Raw genomic sequence first — 22645 nt, forward strand, 5'->3', positions numbered from 1 at the left:
AAATAAAAAAAGAAGAGCCACATAAAGTGACTCCTCTTTTTTGCAACTATTATTTATAAAGTTCTACTAACTTTAATAAGTGTTCATAACGTTCTATTGCAGCTTTCTCGTTTTCACTGAATAATTTTTCAGCACGATCTGGGAATGAACGTTTTAAACGACTATAACGTGTTTCATTATTCAAGAATGCTTGATATGATCCATCACCTGGTTTAGATGTAAGTGTAAATGGATTCTTTCCTTCAGCCTTAAGTTCTGGGTTGAATGAGAATAGATTCCAATATCCAGCTTTTACAGCTGCTTTCATTTCATCTTGACAGTGGTTCATTCCACCTTTAACTCCGTGAAGTTCACAAGGTGCATATCCTATGATTAATGATGGTCCATTATAAGCTTCTGCTTCAGCAATAGCTTTAAGAGTTTGAGCTTGATTAGCACCAAGAGCGATTTGTGCTACATATACGTAACCATAGCTCATAGCTATTTCAGCAAGACTCTTCTTTCCAACTTCTTTACCAGCAGCAGCGAATTGACAAACTTCACCGATGTTAGAAGCTTTAGAAGCTTGACCACCTGTATTAGAGTACATTTCTGTATCAAATACCATAACATTTACGTTTTCTCCAGAAGCTAGTACATGGTCAAGTCCACCGAATCCGATGTCATATGCCCATCCATCTCCACCAAGAATCCATACTGACTTCTTAGCAAGGTACTGTTTCTTCTCAAGAATTTCTTTAGAAAGATCACAACCTGCAGCAGCAGATTTTTCAAGTTCAGCTACTAATACATCAACAGTAGAACTGTTTTCTTTTGTGATTTCTTTTGTTTCTATAAATTTGCTAACAGCAGCTTTAAGTTCATTAGATGCTTTGTCAGAAGAAGCAACCTTCTCAACCTTAGCTATAACTTGGTCACGAAGAGTCTTCTGTCCAAGATACATACCAAATCCATGTTCTGCATTATCTTCAAATAATGAGTTAGCCCATGCTGGACCTTTATTTGAATCTTTGTTTACTGTATATGGAGAAGTTGCAGCTGGACCACCCCAGATTGAAGAACAACCTGTAGCATTTGAAATATACATGTGTTCACCAAATAATTGTGTAAGTATACGAGCATAAGATGTTTCTGCACAACCTGCACAGCTTCCTGAGAACTCAAGAAGTGGTTGATTGAACTGAGAACCCTTAACAGTAGTATCAGCAGGCACTCCAGGTTTCTTACCAACATTTGCAACTAAGTAATCAAATACTGGTTGTTCATGTAATTGAGTTTCTTGAGGTACCATTGAAATAGCTTTTGTAGGGCATACTGTAATACATTCTCCACAACCCATACAATCAAGTGGAGTTACGCTCATTGTAAATTTGTAATCTCCAGCTTTTGGCTTAGTATCAGCAAGCTTGATATTTGAAGGAGCTGCTTTTACTTCGTCTTCGCTAAGCATAAATGGACGTATTGTAGCATGCGAACATACAAACGCACAATTATTACATTGAATACATTTTTGTGGATCCCATTCTGGAACTAATACAGCAGTACCACGTTTTTCATATGCTGCAGCACCTAATTCATATTGTCCATCTGGATTCTCTGAGAATGCAGATACAGGAAGATTGTCACCATCCATAAGTCCGATAGGATTCATAAGATCGTTAACCATCTTAACTGTTTCTGGACGACCTGTAAGTTTTGGAGCTGGAGCATCTGCTTTTGGATTCTTCCAAGAAGCTGGAACTTCAACTTTATGAACTGCATCTACACCAGCATCAATAGCTTTGTAGTTCATTTCTACAACTGCATCGCCTTTTTTGCCGTAAGATTTCTTAGCAGCAGCTTTCATGAATCCAACAGCATCATCAATTGGCATAACATTTGCTAATTTGAAGAATGCAGATTGAAGAATTGTGTTAGTACGTTTACCCATACCAATTTCAATTGCTTTATCAATAGCATTGATTGTATATAATTGAATGTTGTTATCTGCAATATATTTCTTTGCAGCAGCATTTAATTTAGAATCAAGTTCTTCATCTGACCATTGACAGTTAATCATGAATATTCCGCCTGGCTTAACATCCTGAACCATCTTGAATCCTTTAACTACATAAGAAGGATTATGACATGCAACAAAATCAGCCTGATTTATATAATATGGGCTCTTAATTTGCTTGTCTCCAAAACGAAGATGAGATATTGTTATACCACCAGTCTTCTTAGAATCATATTGGAAATATGCTTGAATAAATTTATCTGTGTGATCACCAAGAATCTTTGTAGAATTCTTGTTAGCACCTACAGTACCATCACCACCAAGACCCCAAAATTTACATTCTACTGTACCAGGTGCAGATGTAATAGGAGCTGGTTTAACTTCTGGTAAACTTAAGTTAGTAACATCATCTACAATACCAATTGTAAAACGAGACTTAGGAGCATCTTTTAAAAGTTCAGTATATATAGCAAATACTGATGAAGGTGGAGTATCTTTAGAACCAAGTCCATAACGTCCTGCTGTTAATGTAATATCATGAAGTCCTGCTTCACGAAGAGTTGTAGCAACATCAAGGTATAATGGATCAGCTAATGCTCCTGGCTCTTTTGTACGGTCAAGAACAGCGATTTTCTTAGCAGTTTTAGGAATAACTTTAAGAAGACCATTAGATACCCATGGACGATATAAACGAACTTTAACTAGTCCAACTTTTTCTCCTGCAGCTGTTAAGTAATCAATAACTTCCTCAGCTACATCACAAATAGATCCCATTGCGATGATGACACGGTCAGCATCTGGAGCTCCATAATAATTGAATAAGTCATAGTTTGTACCAAGTTTTTCATTTACTTTAGCCATGTATTTTTCAACTACAGCTGGTAATGCATTGTAAGCTGTGTTAGATGCTTCACGATGTTGGAAGAAAACATCTCCATTTTCATGAGAACCACGCATAGCTGGGTGTTCTGGATTTAATGCATGCTCACGGAAAGCTTTAACAGCATCCATATTGCACATTTCTTTAAGATCTGAATAATCCCATTTTTCAATTTTTTGAATTTCATGTGATGTACGGAATCCATCAAAGAAATTGATGAAAGGAACTCTTCCTTCAAGTGCAGCAAGATGTGCAACAGGACTTAAGTCCATGATTTCTTGAGGATTTGTCTCAGCAAGCATTGCGAAACCTGTTTGACGACAAGCATATACGTCACTATGGTCACCAAAAATGTTAAGTGAATGTGATGCAACTGTACGTGCAGATACATCAAATACGCAAGGAAGCATTTCACCAGCAATCTTGTACATATTTGGTATCATTAAAAGAAGACCTTGTGAAGCTGTAAATGTAGTAGTAAGTGCACCTGCAGCAAGAGAACCGTGAACAGTTCCTGCAGCACCTGCTTCAGACTGCATCTCTACAACTTTAACCTGATTACCGAAAATATTTTCCTGACCTGCAGCAGACCACATATCAACACTGTCAGCCATTGGGCTTGATGGTGTAATTGGATAAATACCAGCTACATCAGTGTAAGCATATGCTACATGTGCAGCAGCTGTGTTACCATCCATTGATTGTTTAACTCTTGACATATTAAATTTCCTCCCTCGAAGCAATTCTTTAATGATGTTATAAACATCTCCAGAATTTTAACTTTTAGCTACTTTTATATATATTATAATGTGAAAGTTTTTTCAAAATAAATTTTAGAAACTTCCAACACTTAATATACTCTTTTTTGAGTTAATTTTGCAAAATCTGATAATAAAGCTTAAAGCATTTTATTAAGCAATATCTATTTAATGCTTGTTTTTATGAGCTTTTCCTTCAATTTTATATTTAAAACATTACTCAGCTAATAATTTGCCTAATTCTTCAGCCTTTTCAAGTTGTTTAGCTGTTGGAGCTTCTTTTACTGCGATACTTCCCTTAACATCAAATTTTTCATCTTTCATTCTTTGAACCCAATCTACCATGAACTTACCATCGTCCCATCCGTATGATCCAAATAAAACTATTGGCATATTATTTGGCGCAAGTAATCTTATTTCATTTATAAAAGGTTCCATCTCTTGTTGCTCTATTTTATTATTATCCATTGATGGACTTCCAAGAGCAACTGCGTCATATTTTGTAATCTCATTAGGTTTGATTTCACTAACTAATTTTACTTCTACATCTGCGCCAAGACTTTTTGCTCCGGTTGAGATGTGATCAGCTAATACTTCAACATTTCCCATGTTACTCCAATATATTACACCTATTTTCTTCATACTTACCCACTTCCTTTTATATCATTATTTAAAATATTAATTGATAATATTTTAACAATTTAATTATAATACTACAATTTGCCTTTTTCAAGATTTAAATTTAAATATAATAGCTATTTCTTGTAATTCTAAATTTTTGATAACACATTTTTTTATTCAACTATTTTTAATTATATCTTTAATTTTTAAAATAATTGATTCTCTGCTAACTTCATCAATATCATCAAGTGAATCTAAATATTTTAGTAATTGATTCTTTAGGTTAACATTTCTACTCTCTCTTTTCATATATGTTCCATCATTTATGTTTGCTATTTCCCCTATTTTAACTATTTTGCTGTCATATCCATTGTCATCTAAAAGTTTTTTAAAGCTTTCCTCGGCTTTACTCTCACCATGTACTAAAAATATTTTGTTAGGTTTTCTTGAAAAAGCTTTTACCCATTGAAATAATCCATTTCTATCTGCATGTCCGGACAAGCCTTGAAGACTATATATATGAGCATTTACAGCTATTTCTTCACCAAATAATTTAACTTTCCTAGCCCCATTTAATATGGCACTTCCCAGTGTACCTTCCGCCTGATACCCTACGAAAACAATTGAACATTCATTTCTCCAAAGATTATGTTTTAAATGATGTTTTATTCTTCCGGCATCACACATTCCACTTGCCGAGATAACTACAGCACCTGTAGCTATTTTGTTTATCTGTAATGAATCCTCCAATGAGTTTGTAAAAACAAGTCCTTTAAAATCTAAAGGATTGTTCCCATTTTCAAATTTATTTCTTGTTTCATCGTCAAAACAATTTATGTGTCTTTCAAATATTTTTGTTGACTCTGCTCCTAGTGGACTATCTAAAAAAACTTTTAAATCATAAAATTCATTATTTTCAATATACTTATCAAGTTCATATAATATTTCTTGAGCTCTCCCAACTGCAAAAGATGGAATGATAACATTACCTCCCCTTGCAAAAGTTTCTTTTATTATATTAGCTAATTGATTAATTTGATCGTTCATAGTATCATGAATTCTATCTCCATATGTTGTTTCCATAATTAAATAATCTGCATAATCTATTTTGCTTGGATCTCTTATAATTGGAATATTTTTATTTCCAACATCACCTGTATAAACTACTTTTATTTCATCTCTATCATCTTCTTTTATGAATAACTCCACAAAAGCCGATCCTAAAAGATGCCCTGCATCTTTAAACCTAACTTTAAATCCATCAAATATCTCTGTAATTTTATCATATGATATAGCCTCAAAAAGATACATAGATAATGATGCTATAGCTGATGTATATAAAGGTTCTAGCGGCCTCGCTCCCTGCCTTTTCCTCTTTCTATTTTTCCATTCAACTTCCATTTCCTGTATATGTCCACTATCTAAAAGCATAACACTACACAAGTCTCTAGTTGCTTCTGTGCAAATAATTTTCCCCTTAAAACCTTTTTTGTATAACAATGGTATTCTTCCACTATGATCTATATGTGCATGAGAAAGTATTACGTAATCGATTTCTTTTGGATTAAAGTTAAATCCATCATTTCCAATTTCTTTTTCATCTTTTCCTTGATATAAACCACAATCTAATAAAACCTTTTTCCCGTTAACATGCAAAATATGACAAGAACCAGTAACGCATCCAGCCGCGCCATAAAATTCGATTTCCATCTACAATCCCCTCCAGTGCAATGTTGTTTATATATATCTAATTATAGTATATCCCTATTTATATCAAATATAATATCAATTTTCTTAAATGCCTATACAATGGAAAAATACATAAAAGTTATAAATTGCAAAGCAAAGACTAAAGAATTTTATCATAGCTAAAGCTAGATAAAAAGATTAAAGAAAGCCTTCGGTGTTCATTTTATGGTTAATATTGTAACAAATACTTATGAACGAACACTAAAGACCATCGGTGAAAAAAATGAATGCCAAAATACTTTAGATTATATATTTAAGTTCAAAGATTTTTCAAAGCACAGCGGAGAAAAATCATCCTAACCCTTTTGCTGAAAGCAAATTCTCTCACCATTAACGGCATTGCCGTTAATGCTTTAATCTTGTCGCTCTGGCAATCTTTCACCTTTTTACTCACGTAGTAGCGTAAAAAACTTTAGCCCTTGCTTTGCAATTTCTTTGTATTAAGTAAAAACATAATTACAAACTTTTACCGTATTTTTCTATTACTTCAATTATATTATCAACTCCATTTTTTACTGGACTTTCGCTCATTGCCTTAATATATTTTTTTCTATTTTCACTTAATTCATCAATACTTTTAATTAATGATTTAGGATTTAATTGTTCTTCTTCAATAACTAAACTGTATCCATTTTTCTTAAAGGACTGAGCATTTAATATTTGATCCCCTCTACTAGATTTTTTTGAAAGAGGAATCAAAATATTTGGTTTTCTAAGTGCTAAAAGTTCAAATATAGAATTAGCTCCAGCCCTTGAAATGACTAGATCTGCAGCATTCATAAGGTGTGGAAGTTCTTCTGAAACATATTCAAATTGTACATATCCATTTTTTTTATCTAAGTTTTTGTCTATATTTCCTTTTCCACAAATATGAATTATATTATAATTAGATAAAATTTCATCTAAGCAACTTCTAAGTGTTTCATTTATTACTCTTGCCCCAAGACTTCCTCCAATTACAAACAATACAGGTTTTGATAGATTTCTAAAGCCACATATTTCTAGTCCAATATCTTTGTTTCCTTTTAACAGTTCCTTTCTAATTGGAGTTCCTGTAAGTACAGCTTTATTTCCTTTTATATTATTTATAGATTCTGGAAATGTCACGCAAACTTTTGTGCAGTATGGTACAGCAAGTCTATTTGCAAGTCCAGGTGTCATATCTGATTCATGTGCAATAGCTGGAATTCTACAAAAGTGTGCGGCTATTACTACTGGAACACTTACAAAGCCACCTTTTGAAAAAACAACATTTGGTTTTTCTCTCCTCATAATGCTAATGGCATCAAATACTCCCTTTATAACTCTAAATGGATCGGTGAAATTTTTTATATCAAAATATCTTCTTAGTTTTCCACTTGATATTATATGATACTTTATTCTTGCTTCTTTAATTATGCTACTCTCTATACCATCCTTAGTCCCAATATATTGAACTTCATATCCTAGTTCCAAAAGTTTTGGTACTAATGCAAGGTTTGGGGTTACATGCCCAGCTGATCCTCCACCAGTCATGATAATTTTACGTCTTTTCAAAAAAAGCACCTCCTGAATTACTATCCATACATAATTATAATTACATAAATATATTTATACAATAGAACATTTATAATAAAAAACAAATTAAACAATTGTTAATTTAATTTTTATTATTAACAACATTTTTTATAGAATTATTGTGACAAACTTTATTTTTTGTTATAATTAGTAAATAGAATATTTAATATATATTTTGCTAGCAAGCTTAGCACCATGAAAAAAGTATATAATTGTAGGTGATTATCATGTCAGAATCTCAAATAACAAATAAAGCACTTGCCATGTCAATAAAAGAATTGATGAAAACAATACCTTTAAGTAAGATATCCATACAAGAAATTGTGGACAACTGCGGGCTTAACAGACAAACTTTTTATTATCATTTTAAAGATAAATTTGATTTAGTGAATTGGATTTATTGCACCGAGGTTATGGAAAATATAGGTAGTTATAAAAATTATGACAATTGGAGTACTGGAATGCATAAAACTTTATTATATCTGTCAAGCAATAGAGCCTTCTATATTAATGCCTTAAATACGCCTGGACAAAACGCATTTGATGTATGTTTTTTTAACATTACTTTTGAACTTATTATAGGGGTAGTAAACGATTTATCAAAAGATATGAATGTTGCAGAAGTTGACAAGAAATTTATAACAGATTTTTATACTCACGCCTTTGTTGGCATTACCGTCCAGTGGATAAAAAATGGAATGAAACTTGCTCCTGAGGTGATAGTATATAAGCTTAAAGAAATCATTGATGGAAGCATGCTTGGTGCTTTAAGGCACATGAAAAAAAATAACTAGATATTCAAGTACTACAGTTTACAAGTAGAAAGGATTCGAAAAAATCGAATCCTTTTTTTATTATTTAAGCAGATTTTTTATTGAAACTAGTGATTCACGTAGATTATCATCTTTCATCATTTCAATTGCCGCATTAATTAGTACACGAATATCATACTGTCCTTTATAAATTGGTGTAAGTTCTTTATTTAAATTTAAGAATTTATAAACAGCCATTTGTGCAGCTCTTACGGAATAATCCATAGTAAATACTGTATCGTCTGGTATTTCAACGAACTGTCCCATTAATGCTAAATTAGTTGAGCCTTCTGGAATAACTTGTGGTCTATCACCCTTTGCTCTAGTTAAAAATTGAGCTGTTGTAAAAGGTAGTATACATGGTTTACAAATAGATGTCTCAAGAATTTTCTTCATATCATCTTTGAAGTTTAAGTGATATAATATCTCAGTTAATATTTCCTCACCAGTACAATCTACCATTGGTTTTTTTACAAAATCACCTTTTTTGTATGGATATAAAGCATATCCCCAGAAAACTTGTATGTTATCAGGTTGATTTAAAAAATGTGGTTGATTATGAAGAACTAGTGAAAATAACCAAGAAGAATCTTTAAATGTCATATGTGCACCTGTTCCCGGCTCATTTCCTGTAAATTCTATTATCTTTTTAAACATAGTTGGATCCTTAAGTGTAACTGTAATAGATTGCCACATAGACTCTTCTACACGATCATCAAAAACATGTGGATTGCCTAATTCAGGACGGTCTTTGGCCATCTTCTCCCAAAGATCCCAATCTCCACCTACAGTTTTATCATTAACCTTGGCTGGTGTATGCATATCACCAACACTTGTACCAGCTGTTAAAGAACCTATAGTAACAAAGGCAAAATCTCCCTCACCAATTTCTACTGTAGTTTCTTTTCCGTCCTTAACACATTTAAATGCTGTAACTGTAATTTCAGTTTTTGATGGTTTGAATTCTACATCGGTTACTCTACAGCCTAATTCAATCTGCACTCCTTGTGACTTAAGCCATTTTGTCATGGGTAATAACATTGAATCATATTGATTGTATGGTGTACGACGTATTCCTGATAAATCATATAATTTAGGTAATTCTTGAATAAATCTATGAACATATCTCTTTAATTCTACAGCACTGTGCCAAGGCTCAAAAGCAAAAAGTGTTTGCCATTCATACCAAAAATTAGTTGTAAAAAAGTGCTCTTTGAAACAATCTTTAATAGTTTTTGTACCTAGCGAATCTTCAGTGCAAATAAATATGTTTGCAAGTGCCAATCTATCTTCACTATTAAGTCCCAAAGGTGATGCTGGAAGTATTTTTGCATTATTACCTATTAATCTAGCCTTAGCATGTGTGTGTATCTTTTTATTAAAAGCATGAAATTCATCAAGTATTGAAATTTTAGGATCAGTTAATGAAGGAATACTTTCCATCACTCCAAACGTGCATTTGTAAGCCTCTTCATCAAACATTCTTCCACCACGTATCATATAACCATGCTCAGCATCGCCGCAGCCATCCATGCTGCCACCTGTAACATTTAATTCTTCATATATATGAATATTTTTTCCTGGTACATGTCCATCTCTAATTAAAAATACTGCTGCAGATAGTGACGCAAGTCCAGCACCAACCAAATAAGCATGTGTGTTTTCAACATCAATAGTTTGATCAAAATTAAATCTCATGTTAATTCCTCCAATATCCAATTTATTAAAAGCATAGCAAAACACCTACTATTTTTTCACGTAAATGTTTACCGCCTTTAATGTTAATATAAATCAAACATGGCAGTTTTAACATAAGCATATTTATTGAAATGTCAAAAAAACATACACCTTTTAAGAACTGTATGTTTTTTTGACATTAATTAATTTTTGTATAATTAGCTTGTACTACCTAAAATTCTCCACAACTATCTGTATACTAACTCTTCCGTTAAACTCATTAATACTAGGATAAAATACCATATCAAGCTTCAACCTACAATTGCCATTGTATAATCTATTAAGTTCATCAATGCCATACTTATCTGTGATAACATTCTCAAACTCCTCAATATCTCCAAAATAAATGCCGTCAATATATATTCCATTTCTCATTATCATTTTAAGTTTAAGCACATTTTTATTTTTGCCTAGGATTGTTCCCCTTACTACTGTAACACCCTTTTCACCAAATAATGGCTTTGAGTTTCCTTTTCCAAAAGGTTCTAATGTGTTTAAATCATTAATCAAATCATAATTTATTTTTTCTAAAGGAAGCTGCATATCTAGATATAACTTTGGAATTATATCTTCATCTGTTAATGTTGTTTGATTATTTAGTTTTTTTCTTAGTTCTAATATATTTTCTTCCTCTAAAGATAAACCAGCTGCCATTGGATGTCCTCCAAAGCGTCCTAAAAGTTCTTTGCATTTGTTAAGTTCCTCAAACATGTTATAGCCTTCAATGGATCTTGCAGAACCTTTAACTCCATCTTTAGCTTTGGTCAGAACTATTGTAGGCAAATTATATTTTTCTCTTATACGACCCGCTACTATTCCTGCTATGCTTTCATGAGTTTCAGGAGTATATACTACTAATACTTTATCTCTCATCATTTTATTGTTTTCAATATATTCTATTGCACGTTCAACGCCTTGCTGTGTTATATCTTTTCTCTGTACATTTAATTCATGTAATTCTTTAGCCAGTGTAGCTGCCTCTTCTTGGTTATCTGAAAGTAGTAGTGCCACTCCTTTTTTAGCACTATCTAACCTCCCTGCAGCATTTAGGCTTGGTCCAATAACAAACCCCAAGTGATAAACTGATATCTCTTTATTTTCAATACCAGTTACCTTAATTAATTCAGTTAACCCAAGATTAGAAGTTTCATTTAGAAGCTCCAAGCCGTTTTTTACAAATATCCTATTTTCAGAGGTTAAATCCACAACATCACATACTGTTGCAATAGCAGTATATTCAATGAATTTATAAGCTTCACTTTTATCTATACCCATTTCTTCATATAAAACTTCTATAAATTTAAATGCTACACCAGCACCACATAGTAATTTAAATTTATATTTGCAGTCCTCTTGCTTTGGATTAATTATTGCATCAGCTTCAGAACTTATATTCTTTCTTGTTCCACCTTCTGTTTCTACAAATGGTATATCATGATGATCTGTAACTATAATTGTCATACCAAGCTGCTTACCATGTTTAATAGTATCAATAGCGGCTATTCCATTATCACATGTTATTATTGTATCCACGCCAATATCATAAGCTTTATCAATAATGCTTTCATTTATTCCGTAACCATCTTTTATTCTATCTGGTATTTCATAAACTACATCTGCTGAACATCTTTTCAGTGCTGTGTACAACTCAAATAAACTAATTACTCCATCAACATCATAGTCTCCAACCACCATGATTTTTTTCCCTTCTTCTATTTTTTGTTTCATAATCCTTACACCTTTTACTAGGTCCTTCATCTCACGAGGATTATGAAAATTTTCATAAGAAGGATTTATAAAACTCTTTATGGAATCTTTATCTATTATATCTCTATTTACAAGTAGTTTACTTACAATTTCGCTAATACCAAATTCTTTAGCTATTTCTCTGTAATCTGTTTTTCTATTTCTTATAAACCATTTTTTCAAAATATATTCTCCTCAGAATGGATATTTCCATTATAATACATTTTTATCTTTGTCTCTATACCCTTTATTTTTTGATACAAATCTTCCTATACCTGTTATTTTACCAGTAATGCAACCCCTGCAGTGAGCAGGAGTATCACTAACACAAATTTTTCCTGGATAAAGAGCGTATAATTTTCTATACTCACCCTCAGTAACATTTGGCATAACTACATTTGCACCAGCTTGAAGTGCAATTATTCGTCCATTCTTATCTAATGTTTCCATAGCCGTGGTTGCTGGAATATTAATATCCTTTAATAAAATTCTTGTAAGTGCCATTACTTTAAGGCTTAAATGAAAATCTCCACCTTTAGCATCCTTTAAAGGTGTATCTCCATTAGGAATAAATGGTCCTATTCCAATCATATCCGCACCTATTTCCTTAAAAAACAATATGTCATCTGCAATAGACTCAATAGTTTGATTTGGAAGACCAACAAGAGATCCACTTCCAACTTCATATCCTAACTTTTTTAAATCACTAAGACATCTTTTTCTATTCTCATGACTCATATTTGGGTCCATGGCATCATAAAGATTTTTATCTGTTGTTTCTATTCTTATTAGATATCTATCCGCACCTACTTCTCTATAAGCTTTGTACTCCTCAAAGGTTTTTTCACCAATACTAACTGTTACAGCTACATTAAATTTTTTTATACTACTTATTATATATTGCATTTTCTCTACTGTATAAAAATCATCTTCACCTGATTGAAGTACAAAGGTTTTATATCCATATCCAGCACCTTTTCTTGCAAGTTCTATTATTTCATCTGGCATAAGTCTGTATCTCTTAATATTTTTGTTCCCTGAACGTAATCCACAATACATACAGTTTCTTTTGCATATATTAGAAAATTCAATTAAACCTCTTAAATGCACCTCATCTCCCATATATTTTTTTCTTACTCTATCTGCAGCTTTATATAGGGCTTCTTTATGTTCATCATCATTTAAAATGTTTATTATTTCTTCCTTTGTCAAACTATTTGTAAACTCTGCCCTCTCAATACTTTCAATAATACTATCCATATTATTCCTCCTATAAACTCTCACTAACTTAAAACTTGTATTGTTGGTGAAACAAGTACCTTGTCTATTACTCCGTATATTTCCTGTAATCCTATTTTTTCTAAAATTTCTTGTTCATTAAAATCCTCTTGATGTCCATACATAATCTCACTAGTAGTTAATTCTTTACTAAGCTCTATAGACCTTTCAATTTTTAGTTCTCTTTTAAGCTTTAGCCTATTAACTACATTTTTTATTTCATTTTCAGTAAATGTAGCTTTAATTTTATCTATATTAAAAATCAGATTATTTGTTATTTCAATTGCCTTGTCAACATTTTCCTTAGCAGTACCCATACATATTGTAAAAAGTTTTATTCCTGCTTCATTTTTAATATAACTATATACGTCATAAGCAAGACCATTTTCTGTTCTTATTTTATCATATAGGATACTACTTGTACCTTCTCCAAATTTAAGATTAAATATTTTTAGAGCTGTTGTTTCTTTATGGTCTAATTTATCTATAGGAAAACAATATTGTATTTTAGCACCTTGTATTCCTTCTCTTTTTTTCACAAACTTGCCAGCTTTGTTCTTTTCATAAAAATCTTTTTTTATTTCAAAATTTTTAGTGTTCCAATTTTCAAAATATTTGTTTACAATGCTTTGAACTACATCAAAGTCTAGAGAGGATACAACACTTATAGTGCAGTTTTTTGGAGTATAGAATTTATTATAAAACCTTTTTATATCTTCCATGGTAAAAGCTCTTATATTTACTTCTTCCCCAATTATGCAAGTTTTTATTCTTCTATCTTCAAAAGCATTATTAAGCATCTCATCTTCACAAAGTTGAAAATTGTCATCTTTCCATTCTCTTAATTCTTCACATATTATATCTATTTCTTCCTTAAATCCTTTTATAGGAAATGTTGGATTTAAAATTATATCTGAATAAATTTCAAAACCCTTCTCAAAATCTTCACTTAATGTAGTTCCATAATAAATTGAATATGGAAAATTAGTCATAGCATTGTTGAAGCCAAACACCTCATCTAAAGCCATATTTATTTGCATTTCATCTCTTTTATTAGTACCTTTAAAAATCATATGCTCCACAACGTGGGCAAGTCCTAATTCATCTTTATTTTCCATAAGTGCACCAGCATTAAAGCCAATACAAAATGATGTAATATAATTTTTTCTTTTCTCATATATAAGCTTTATTCCATTTTTAATATTAATTTTTTTCATCATAATCACCATACAAAATAATATCATAAAGTCTAATTACTTTCTATAATTTTTATAAAAAAACACTGCTAAATCTATATACAAAATTAGCAGTGTCTTTATTTTTATCTATATTTTTAATCGTTAATTATATAAGGTAACGTTGTAAGTGCAATATTTCTTCTCTTTAAAAGAGTACTTTTAATAAATAATGAAGTTTGATTGTGAAGAATATTTTGCCACCATTTCTTAACAACAAATTGAGGCATTACAACTGTTATTGTATCTCCTGGCATTATAACAAATTCTTCTGATTCGATAAATTTTACAAGCGGTCCTACTAAACTTCTATACGGTGATTTCTTTACTACTATAGGAATATCTATCCCATATTCTTCCCATCTTTGTAGAAGTCTTGCCGTAGCTTCTTCATCAACAGAAACATGAAATATTATAATGTCTTCAGTAAAACTCTTAGCATAATTATATGATTTCAAAAATGATTTATTAAGTGAATCTATAGGTATAATCATATAATTTTTCTGCTTTTCATGATTGATTTTTTTAGGTTTCTGATCACAACAAAGCTTTAATTCGTCTGCAACTACATTGTAGTGAACTTTAACCTTAGACATTAGATATACTAGTATTGGTATTAGTATGCATACAATCCAAGCACCTTCTTGAAACTTTGTTACACCAAGAACTATAGTTGTTATGCATGACAAAATCGCACCAACTCCGTTAATAAAAGCCTTATGTCTCCATGCACCCTTTTTGTGTCTAAACCATTTTAGTACCATACCTGTTTGAGCTAAGGTAAAGGAAACAAATACGCCAACTGCATAAAGTGGTAACAAACTATGATTATCGCCTTTAAAATATACAAGAAGTATTATTGCCGCTAAAGATAAAAATATTATTCCATTCGAATACCCAAGTCTTGATCCCCTTTTTGAGAACTGTCTTGGAACATATCCATCTTTTGCTATAATTGAAAGTAACAATGGAAATCCATTGTATGAAGTATTTGCAGCCATGATTAATATTATAGCTGTAGCAGCTTGAATAGCATAGAACATAATAGATCCATGACCAAATATTTGCATAGCAAGCTGTGCTATTACTGTTACATCTGGATTATACATTGCTTTATATATTGCGGAAAGATATGACATACCTCCAAATAAAACAAGTGCAACAAAGCCTAATAGCAATAATACAATTTTTGCATTTTTTTGAGATGGTTCTTTAAAGCTAGGTATTCCGTTACTTACAGCTTCAACTCCAGTAAGTGCAGTACATCCTGCTGCAAATGCCTTTAAAAATACTAAAAAGGAAAGTGCATTTGTATAGTTTGGTACATTATAAATCGGCTTAGGATGAATTCCCATTATATTGTATTTTACAAAACCTACAACAATCATTATAATTATAATTCCGATGAATATATAAGGCGGTATTGCAAAAGTTTTAGCCGATTCGCTAATACCTCTTAAATTTCCTATGGTCATTAACAGTATAAGTACGACACATATAATCACATTATATGGTAGCAAATTAGGGAATGCCGAAGTAATTGCTGCTGTACCTGCTGAAATACTGACTGCAACAGTTAAAATATAGTCAATACATAAAGCTGCTGCTGCTACTAGACTTGGAGTTACTCCTAAGTTGTCTTGTGCAACAATATAGGCTCCTCCTCCATTGGGATAACAATCAATAACCTGCCTGTATGAAAATACAAGTATAAACAATAAAAATATAATCATTAAAACTGCATGGATCATATCTGCAAAGGCCATAAAGCCAACTGCTGGTATAAGTACATAAAGTATTTCTTGCCCAGCATATGCTACTGACGATATTGCATCACTAGACAATATTGGAAGTCCCCAGAATATATTAAATTTTTCTGCTTTTAACTGCTCCGTTTTAAGAGCTTTTCCTATTAAAAGTTTTTTCACACTATCAATCATAAGTACACCTCTAGTAACCAATTTACTTTCTAAACATTACTTGATTATATATTACGTAAACTCATATTACAATTTTAAAAATGTTCAAATTCTGTTCAAATTTAAATTCTAACGTGTTTAAACAAAACTAGTCAATAATTTAATCATTGTATCTTTATTTTTCTTTATTTTGCGCTACTTTCCAAAAAATTAATCATCATTTTGTCTTTTAATTCGTCTATTTTTTCAAGATTACTAAGTTTTTCTACAAGTTTAAGTGCAAAATAAATCGAAGTGGCTGGTCCTCTGCTTGTAATTATATTTCCATCTTCTGCCACAACTTTTTCAACATAATTGCAATTGTCAAGTTCAATGTTTGGATAAGACGTTATCTCTTTTCCAGTAATTATTCCCGCTTCATTAAGTACCATTGGAGCTGCACAAATTGCTGCTACTATCTTTCCTTCACTATAGTATTTTTTTACAATTTTAATTACATTCTCGTTTTCTTTTAAGTTTTTTGCACCAGGCATGCCCCCTGGCAATACAACTGCATTGTAATCATCAGCATCTATGTCTTTTAATACTTTATCACATTTTACTTCTATTCCATGTGAGCCCTTAACATTTATTCCATTAATACCACACATATCACATTTTATATCAGCTCTTCTAAGTACATCTACAACTGTAAGAGCCTCTATTTCCTCAAATCCATCCTCTAAAAATAATATTACATTTGACATTTTACCCATCTCCATAAAATCTATTATTTTTTTGAAGATAATTTATTAAGCTTAATATCTTTAATAAAATTATCTTGCACTACGAGCATTATGTTTTTACCTCTTCCAGCTCTATTTTGGACTTTGATTTCTTCTACCTTTATTGTTTTAATTTCTTTTTCTTTAGATTTTAATATAATTTCTCCATATTGTTCATTATATAAAAATCCACATATAACTTCATCTTCTTCACTTAGACTTATCCCTGTAACACCAGAAGCTATCTTGCCCATATAGTTTATTGTATTTGATTTAAATCTAATACTCATTGCCTTTTTAGTAATAATTATAGCATCACTGTCAACTTTATTATTTGAAAAATCAACATTTATTATTTCATCATCTTCACTTCTAAACTTATAAGTTATAGTACTTGTATAGTCTCCATTAAATTCGCTAAGTCTTGATCTCTTTACAAAGCCTCTTTTAGTAAAGAAGTAAACATCCTCACAATCATTATAATCATCAACGGAAATAATATTTAGTATTTTTTCCTTTTTACTCTCAAAATCATCGTTAAGCTTATCTAACTCAACTCCATTTTCTTTTATGCTTTCTAACAAACACGCTGATAATTTAAGCACCTTTCCTAAATTCGTAAATGCTAAAATTGTACTCTGAGCATTTACCTTACATTCTTTAATTCCATTACTTCGTTTAGATTTATTGGCAGTTTTTATTATTCCCCTGTCACTTATACTAACAAAAAAATCTTCCTTTTCATATTCATTTATGAAAGTTGCTTCAACCGCTCTGTCTTTTGTTGAAATATTGAAAAGTTTTGTACCAATGATGTTTCTGTCCACAGACATTAGTTCTTTTATTTTAACTGTAAACTCTAAATCAAAGTGAGTTTTAACCTTTATAAATTTGTAAACTTCATCTTTTTCTATGAGATTTACTAAATTAAGCTTCTCACCTTCTTTTAATTTTAATGCCATAATTCTAGTATAATTTGAAGCAAATTTAGGTAAAGCTGTCTTCTTAATATAACCCTTATCAGTAAAAAATATAAACTCCTTATTAACATCCATATCTTTTATTGAAAATACATTTACAATTCGTTCTTTATTTAAATCTAATCCCCTAATTATTGTGTCAAGCTTTTCACCCTTTTCCTTCCATTTATATTCAGGTATAACATCTCCTCTAAGTTGATACATATTTCCTAAATCAGTAAAAAACATAACTGTGTGTTTTGTATTTGAGTCTAATACAAATTTTGAAAAGTCACCTTCTCTGTAATCAATATCATCTACATTTGTATTAGATCGTAAATATGATTTTTGACCTATGCGTTTTATGAAACCTTCATTTGACATTGTTATTACTGTATCCTCAACTACTATTAACTCCTCTATATCAATCCTTGCTTCCGTCTCATCCAAAACAATTTTAGTTCTTCTTTCATCTCCATATTTCTCTTTAACATTTTTTAATTCATCTTTTATAACTTTTAAAAGTTCATTTTCATTTTCTAGAATACTCTTAAGTTTCTTAATAATTTTACTTAACTCCTTATGTTCTTTTTGGAATATCTTTATTTCAAGTCCTGTAAGTCTATATAACATAAGTTCTACTATAGCTTCTGCTTGAAGAGAGGTAAATTCATATTTTTTAATAAGGTTGTCAATGGAATCTTTTTTTGACTTAGATGCCCTAATTGTAGCTATTATTTCATCTATAATATCAATTGCCTTAATAAATCCTTCTACTATATGAAATCTTTTTTCTGCAATTTCAAGTTCCCTTTCAGTTCTTCTTCTTATAATCTCTTTCTGATGATTAACATAGTGTCCAATTATCGTTTTTAATCCCATGGTTAAAGGCTTACCATCTGCAAGTGCCACCATATTAAAGCTTAAATTACATTGAAGCTCTGTCTTTTTAAAAAGATATTTTTGTACTTTCTCTACTTCATCTCTTGTAGCCGCTTTTTTAAATTCTATAACTGACCTAACACCTGTCCTATCAGTTTCATCTCTAATGTCTGTAATACTTTCAAGTGCCCTTTGATGCCTTTTATCTCCAGTCATTTCTGAAATATTTTCTAGTATCTTAGCCTTATTTCTTCTATAAGGAAATTCGGTTATAACTATACCGTATCTACCATTTTCAAGCGTTTCTATATTTGTTTTGGCCCTAAGCGTTACTTTTCCTTCACCTTTCTCATAAGCCGACAAAAGGGATTCTTTACCTATTAATATGCCTCCAGTAGGAAGATCTGGTCCCTTTATATATTCCATCAACTCATTCGTTGTAATTTCATTGTTATCTATGTATTTAAGCGTGCCATCAATAACTTCATTTAAATTATGTGGTGGTATGTTAGTTGCAAGTCCCACTGCTATACCAAAAGCTCCATTTACTAAAAGATTAGGGTATTTTGCTGGAAGTACCTTTGGTTCAAGCTCTGATGCAGAATAATTTTCTATCATATCTACAACATTTTTATCAATATCCTTTAACATTTCCATTGCAATTGGTGTAAGCCTTGCTTCAGTATAACGCATTGCTGCAGCTCCATCACCATCCTGACTTCCCCAGTTCCCATGTCCATCAATTAATGGGTACCTTGTAGAAAAATTTTGAGCAAGTATTACCATTGCTTCATAAACCGAAGAATCTCCATGTGGATGATATTTACCAAGTATATCTCCAACTATTCTAGCTGATTTATAATATGGTTTGTCTGGAAATGCCTTAAGCATATATGCTCCATATAAAATTCTTCTATGAACCGGTTTTAACCCATCCCTTACATCAGGAAGTGCTCTTTCTTTTGCCACTTCTACTGCATAAGGTAAATAGTTATCTGGCATGGCCTCCTCAAGAGGTATGTTTATAATATTATTATCCTTCGGTATATCTATTTTTTTGGCCATTATATATCCATTCCTTTCATTACATCATAATAGTTAGAAATTGCGAAGCAAGTCAGTTAAAGATTTTTCCTCTACTACGTGAGTAAAAAGGTGAAAGATTGCCAGAGTGGCAAGATAAAAGAATTAACGGTAATGCCGTTAATGGCGAGAGAATTTGCTTGCAGCAAAAGGTGTTAAGAAGGATGATTTTTCTACGCTATGCTTCGAAAAATCTTTGAACTTAAAATAGATAATCTAAAGTATATTGCCCTTCATTTTTTTGACCGAAGGTCGTGTTATTTAGCGTATGAGTATTTATTAGAATATTAACTAATAATATGGACACTAAAGGCTACGCCTAAAAGCAAAACCTACGGTTAAAACATATTGTAGAGTTATCTTAAAATACTAAGATATATAAAATTTCCTTTACCTGTTACGTAAGTAACTTCTCTCACCTTTGACGGCTTTAGCACCGTCAATTCTTCCATCTAGCCGAAGGCTTTCTTTAATCTTTTTATCTAGCTTTAGCTACGATAAAATTCTTTAGTCTTTACTTCGCAATCTCTTTATATTACGTATGTACAAGTATCTGTTAATTTATATTAAAATTCTGCATATTTGTACATGTACTTCTTTCTTGGTTCTACAACGTCTCCCATCAAAAGTGATACCATTTTTTCTGCCTTTGCCGCATCTTCTATTGTAACCTTTTGAATTGTTCTCGTAGTTGGATTTAAAGTCGTTTCCCAAAGCTGATCTGGATTCATCTCTCCAAGTCCCTTATATCTTTGTATTAAGCATCCTTTTCCAACCTGTTTTTTTGCAGCAGCAAGCTCTTCATCAGAATATGCATATTTAACAATCTCTCCACTTTTGCCAGATTTATAAACTTTATAAAGAGGAGGAAGTGCAATAAATAAATGTCCATTTGATATAAGTTGTCTCATATATCTATAAATATATGTCATCCACAATGTTCTAATATGATATCCATCTACATCAGCATCACTCATAATTATTATCTTATCATATTTTAAGTCCTCTTCTTTATAATTTTCAAGAACACCAGTTCCTATAGCAAACGTAAAAATTTTAAGCTCTTCACTAGCAAGAACATTCTCTAATTTTTGTTTTTCAGTATTCATTATTTTTCCCTTTGAAGGCATTATTGTTTGAAATCTTCTATCCCTTGCCTGTTTTGCACTTCCACCTGCTGAATCCCCCTCAACTATTATAAATTCAGTAAAACTAGAATCTTTTATAGTGCAGGCCGCAACCTTGCCTGCAAGTGGTGCTGTACCTCTACCTACCTTTTTCTTTTCAGCTTCATTTATCTTCTTTATTTTTTCTCTTCTTGTACATGCCTCAATTGCATTGTTCATAATTGTAGTTGCAAGTTCCTTATTATCTTCAATCCACTCACATAATTTTGTGTAGGCTAAATCATTCATCATTGTGTGGCATTCATTATTTCCAAGTTTTGTTTTAGTCTGTCCTTCAAAAATAGGATTCGATAATTTTATTTTTATTATTGAAGTCATACCTTCTCTTAAATCGTCACCTTCAAATTCTTTATCCTTTTCTTTAATTAAATTAAGCTTTCTAGCCCATTCTTTAAAGGCTCTAGTCATTCCCGTCTTAAAACCTGTTTCATGAGTTCCTGCCTCAGTTGTTGGTATATTGTTAACATAACTTGCTATATATTCTGTAGTCGAGTCAGTAAACTGCATACATACTTCTGCTTCCATTGATATACCATTTACTTCTCTCTCACCACAAAAAATAATTGGTTCCTTGTGAATTGGATTTTTACTTTCATTTAAATATTCTATAAAGTCTAAAAGTCCTCGTTCTGAATGATATACTTTTTGTACTTTTTCCTCTTTCCTATTGTCAATTAACTCTAGGGTTATACCCTTATTTTGAAACGATAATTCCTGAAGTCTCTCATCTATAATTTCAAATTTAAAATCTGTAGAACTAAAGATTTGTTTATCTGGTTTAAATGTTACTTTAGTTCCCGTTTCATTTGTTTTTTTATCCAGCTTAATAAGTTTTGTAACCGGCGTTCCTGGCATATATCTTTTAAGCGACTTATCCATAGCATATTCAAATCTTTGCTTATAAATTGCTCCGTCTTGCTTTACTTCAACTTCAAGCCACTCAGAAAGTGCATTAACGACAGCTGCTCCAACTCCATGTAGTCCTCCTGAAGTCTTATAATTTTTATTATCAAATTTTCCACCTGTGTGTAGCTCTGTATAAACCATCTCAACACCAGATTTCTTTTTAACAGGATGTATTCCAGTTGGTATACCTCTACCATTATCGGAAACTGTTAAACTTTTGTCTTCATTTAATATAATACTTGCTTTATCTCCATATCCATTTGATATTTCATCTATAGCATTGTCTAAAATCTCCCATATACAATGATGTAATCCTTTGCTTCCTGTAGAACCTATATACATTCCTGGCCTTATTCTTACTGGTTCTAATTTTTCTAGTGAAGTCAATGACAGTACATCATAAACTTGCTTTTCCTTATTATCCAAAATTGACAAACCTCCTGTGTACCTTTATTGCCTAAACAATTATTGATGTCTCCTCTTATTATTGTACATTTTAAAATTATAATTCTAATTTGCCTTTATGTAAACACAATAGATTAATTAATAGCGTTTTTTTATTCTTCATATATAAAA

The 22645-nt window shown here is 31.5% G+C and carries 14 protein-coding genes; 2 read left to right on the plus strand and 12 right to left on the minus strand.

Going from position 1 to position 22645, the window contains the following annotated elements:
• Positions 1-49: 49 nt before the first annotated feature.
• From nifJ to B8978_RS02340, 3 genes are all read right to left on the minus strand, one after another.
• A complete protein-coding gene (nifJ, locus tag B8978_RS02330; RefSeq protein WP_084113671.1) occupies positions 50-3595 on the minus strand; it encodes a pyruvate:ferredoxin (flavodoxin) oxidoreductase in 3546 nt (1181 codons plus the stop codon).
• 255 nt (positions 3596-3850) lie between these two features.
• A complete protein-coding gene (locus B8978_RS02335) occupies positions 3851-4276 on the minus strand; it encodes a flavodoxin domain-containing protein (RefSeq protein ID WP_084113672.1) in 426 nt (141 codons plus the stop codon).
• A 156-nt stretch (positions 4277-4432) separates the two neighbouring features.
• Entirely contained in the window at positions 4433-5965 is a 1533-nt protein-coding gene (locus B8978_RS02340; RefSeq protein ID WP_084113673.1) for an MBL fold metallo-hydrolase RNA specificity domain-containing protein, read from the minus strand.
• Between the two features lie 204 nt (positions 5966-6169).
• Here B8978_RS02340 and B8978_RS20330 point away from each other — a divergent pair, with 204 nt between their 5' ends.
• Positions 6170-6304 (plus strand): hypothetical protein, encoded by a 135-nt coding sequence (locus B8978_RS20330; protein ID WP_278326652.1) that lies wholly within the window; start codon positions 6170-6172, stop codon positions 6302-6304.
• A 156-nt stretch (positions 6305-6460) separates the two neighbouring features.
• On the opposite strand, the gene B8978_RS02345 is transcribed toward B8978_RS20330, so the two are convergent.
• Positions 6461-7540 carry an undecaprenyldiphospho-muramoylpentapeptide beta-N-acetylglucosaminyltransferase gene (locus B8978_RS02345; protein WP_084113674.1) on the minus strand — a complete coding sequence of 360 codons (1080 nt, stop codon included), beginning with the start codon at positions 7538-7540 and terminating at the stop codon, positions 6461-6463.
• A gap of 248 nt (positions 7541-7788) precedes the next feature.
• Here B8978_RS02345 and dhaS point away from each other — a divergent pair, with 248 nt between their 5' ends.
• On the plus strand, positions 7789-8355 hold the full coding sequence (gene dhaS / locus B8978_RS02350) for a dihydroxyacetone kinase transcriptional activator DhaS (RefSeq protein ID WP_084113675.1): 567 nt from the start codon (positions 7789-7791) through the stop codon (positions 8353-8355).
• A 60-nt stretch (positions 8356-8415) separates the two neighbouring features.
• On the opposite strand, the gene B8978_RS02355 is transcribed toward dhaS, so the two are convergent.
• The 8 genes from B8978_RS02355 to B8978_RS02390 all read right to left on the minus strand — a co-directional run bounded on the left by B8978_RS02355 (position 8416) and on the right by B8978_RS02390 (position 22495).
• Complete coding sequence (locus B8978_RS02355; RefSeq protein WP_084113676.1) at positions 8416-10071, minus strand: oleate hydratase; 1656 nt, start codon at positions 10069-10071, stop codon at positions 8416-8418.
• A gap of 207 nt (positions 10072-10278) precedes the next feature.
• A complete protein-coding gene (gene recJ, locus B8978_RS02360; protein WP_084113677.1) occupies positions 10279-12042 on the minus strand; it encodes a single-stranded-DNA-specific exonuclease RecJ in 1764 nt (587 codons plus the stop codon).
• A 27-nt stretch (positions 12043-12069) separates the two neighbouring features.
• Positions 12070-13116 carry a [FeFe] hydrogenase H-cluster radical SAM maturase HydE gene (hydE, locus tag B8978_RS02365; protein WP_084113678.1) on the minus strand — a complete coding sequence of 349 codons (1047 nt, stop codon included), beginning with the start codon at positions 13114-13116 and terminating at the stop codon, positions 12070-12072.
• Positions 13117-13139: 23 nt separating this feature from the next.
• Positions 13140-14351, minus strand: coding sequence for a M16 family metallopeptidase (locus B8978_RS02370; protein WP_084113679.1), 1212 nt, complete (start codon positions 14349-14351; stop codon positions 13140-13142).
• A gap of 116 nt (positions 14352-14467) precedes the next feature.
• Positions 14468-16309, minus strand: coding sequence for an APC family permease (locus B8978_RS02375; RefSeq protein WP_084113680.1), 1842 nt, complete (start codon positions 16307-16309; stop codon positions 14468-14470).
• Between the two features lie 164 nt (positions 16310-16473).
• On the minus strand, positions 16474-17034 hold the full coding sequence (locus B8978_RS02380; RefSeq protein ID WP_084113681.1) for a DJ-1 family glyoxalase III: 561 nt from the start codon (positions 17032-17034) through the stop codon (positions 16474-16476).
• Positions 17035-17057: 23 nt separating this feature from the next.
• The gene (locus tag B8978_RS02385) at positions 17058-19958 is read right to left on the minus strand and encodes a DNA topoisomerase IV subunit A (RefSeq protein ID WP_084113682.1); all 2901 of its coding nucleotides are present in this window, start codon (positions 19956-19958) and stop codon (positions 17058-17060) included.
• 584 nt (positions 19959-20542) lie between these two features.
• On the minus strand, positions 20543-22495 hold the full coding sequence (locus tag B8978_RS02390) for a DNA gyrase/topoisomerase IV subunit B (RefSeq protein WP_423236703.1): 1953 nt from the start codon (positions 22493-22495) through the stop codon (positions 20543-20545).
• Between the last annotated feature and the right edge of the window lie 150 nt (positions 22496-22645).

The sequence above is a fragment of the Clostridium acidisoli DSM 12555 genome (genome assembly GCF_900176305.1).
In the GTDB taxonomy this organism is placed as follows: domain Bacteria; phylum Bacillota; class Clostridia; order Clostridiales; family Clostridiaceae; genus Clostridium_I; species Clostridium_I acidisoli.

Excerpts from the sequence above, each read along its gene's own strand:
- nifJ (WP_084113671.1), bottom strand. The coding sequence starts at position 3,595 with ATGTCAAGAGTTAAACAATCAATGGATGGTAACACAGCTGCTGCACAT.
- B8978_RS02335 (WP_084113672.1), bottom strand. The coding sequence starts at position 4,276 with ATGAAGAAAATAGGTGTAATATATTGGAGTAACATGGGAAATGTTGAA.
- B8978_RS02340 (WP_084113673.1), bottom strand. The coding sequence starts at position 5,965 with ATGGAAATCGAATTTTATGGCGCGGCTGGATGCGTTACTGGTTCTTGT.
- B8978_RS20330 (WP_278326652.1), top strand. The coding sequence starts at position 6,170 with ATGGTTAATATTGTAACAAATACTTATGAACGAACACTAAAGACCATC.
- dhaS (WP_084113675.1), top strand. The coding sequence starts at position 7,789 with ATGTCAGAATCTCAAATAACAAATAAAGCACTTGCCATGTCAATAAAA.
- B8978_RS02355 (WP_084113676.1), bottom strand. The coding sequence starts at position 10,071 with ATGAGATTTAATTTTGATCAAACTATTGATGTTGAAAACACACATGCT.
- hydE (WP_084113678.1), bottom strand. The coding sequence starts at position 13,116 with ATGGATAGTATTATTGAAAGTATTGAGAGGGCAGAGTTTACAAATAGT.
- B8978_RS02370 (WP_084113679.1), bottom strand. The coding sequence starts at position 14,351 with ATGAAAAAAATTAATATTAAAAATGGAATAAAGCTTATATATGAGAAA.
- B8978_RS02375 (WP_084113680.1), bottom strand. The coding sequence starts at position 16,309 with ATGATTGATAGTGTGAAAAAACTTTTAATAGGAAAAGCTCTTAAAACG.
- B8978_RS02380 (WP_084113681.1), bottom strand. The coding sequence starts at position 17,034 with ATGTCAAATGTAATATTATTTTTAGAGGATGGATTTGAGGAAATAGAG.
- B8978_RS02385 (WP_084113682.1), bottom strand. The coding sequence starts at position 19,958 with ATGGCCAAAAAAATAGATATACCGAAGGATAATAATATTATAAACATA.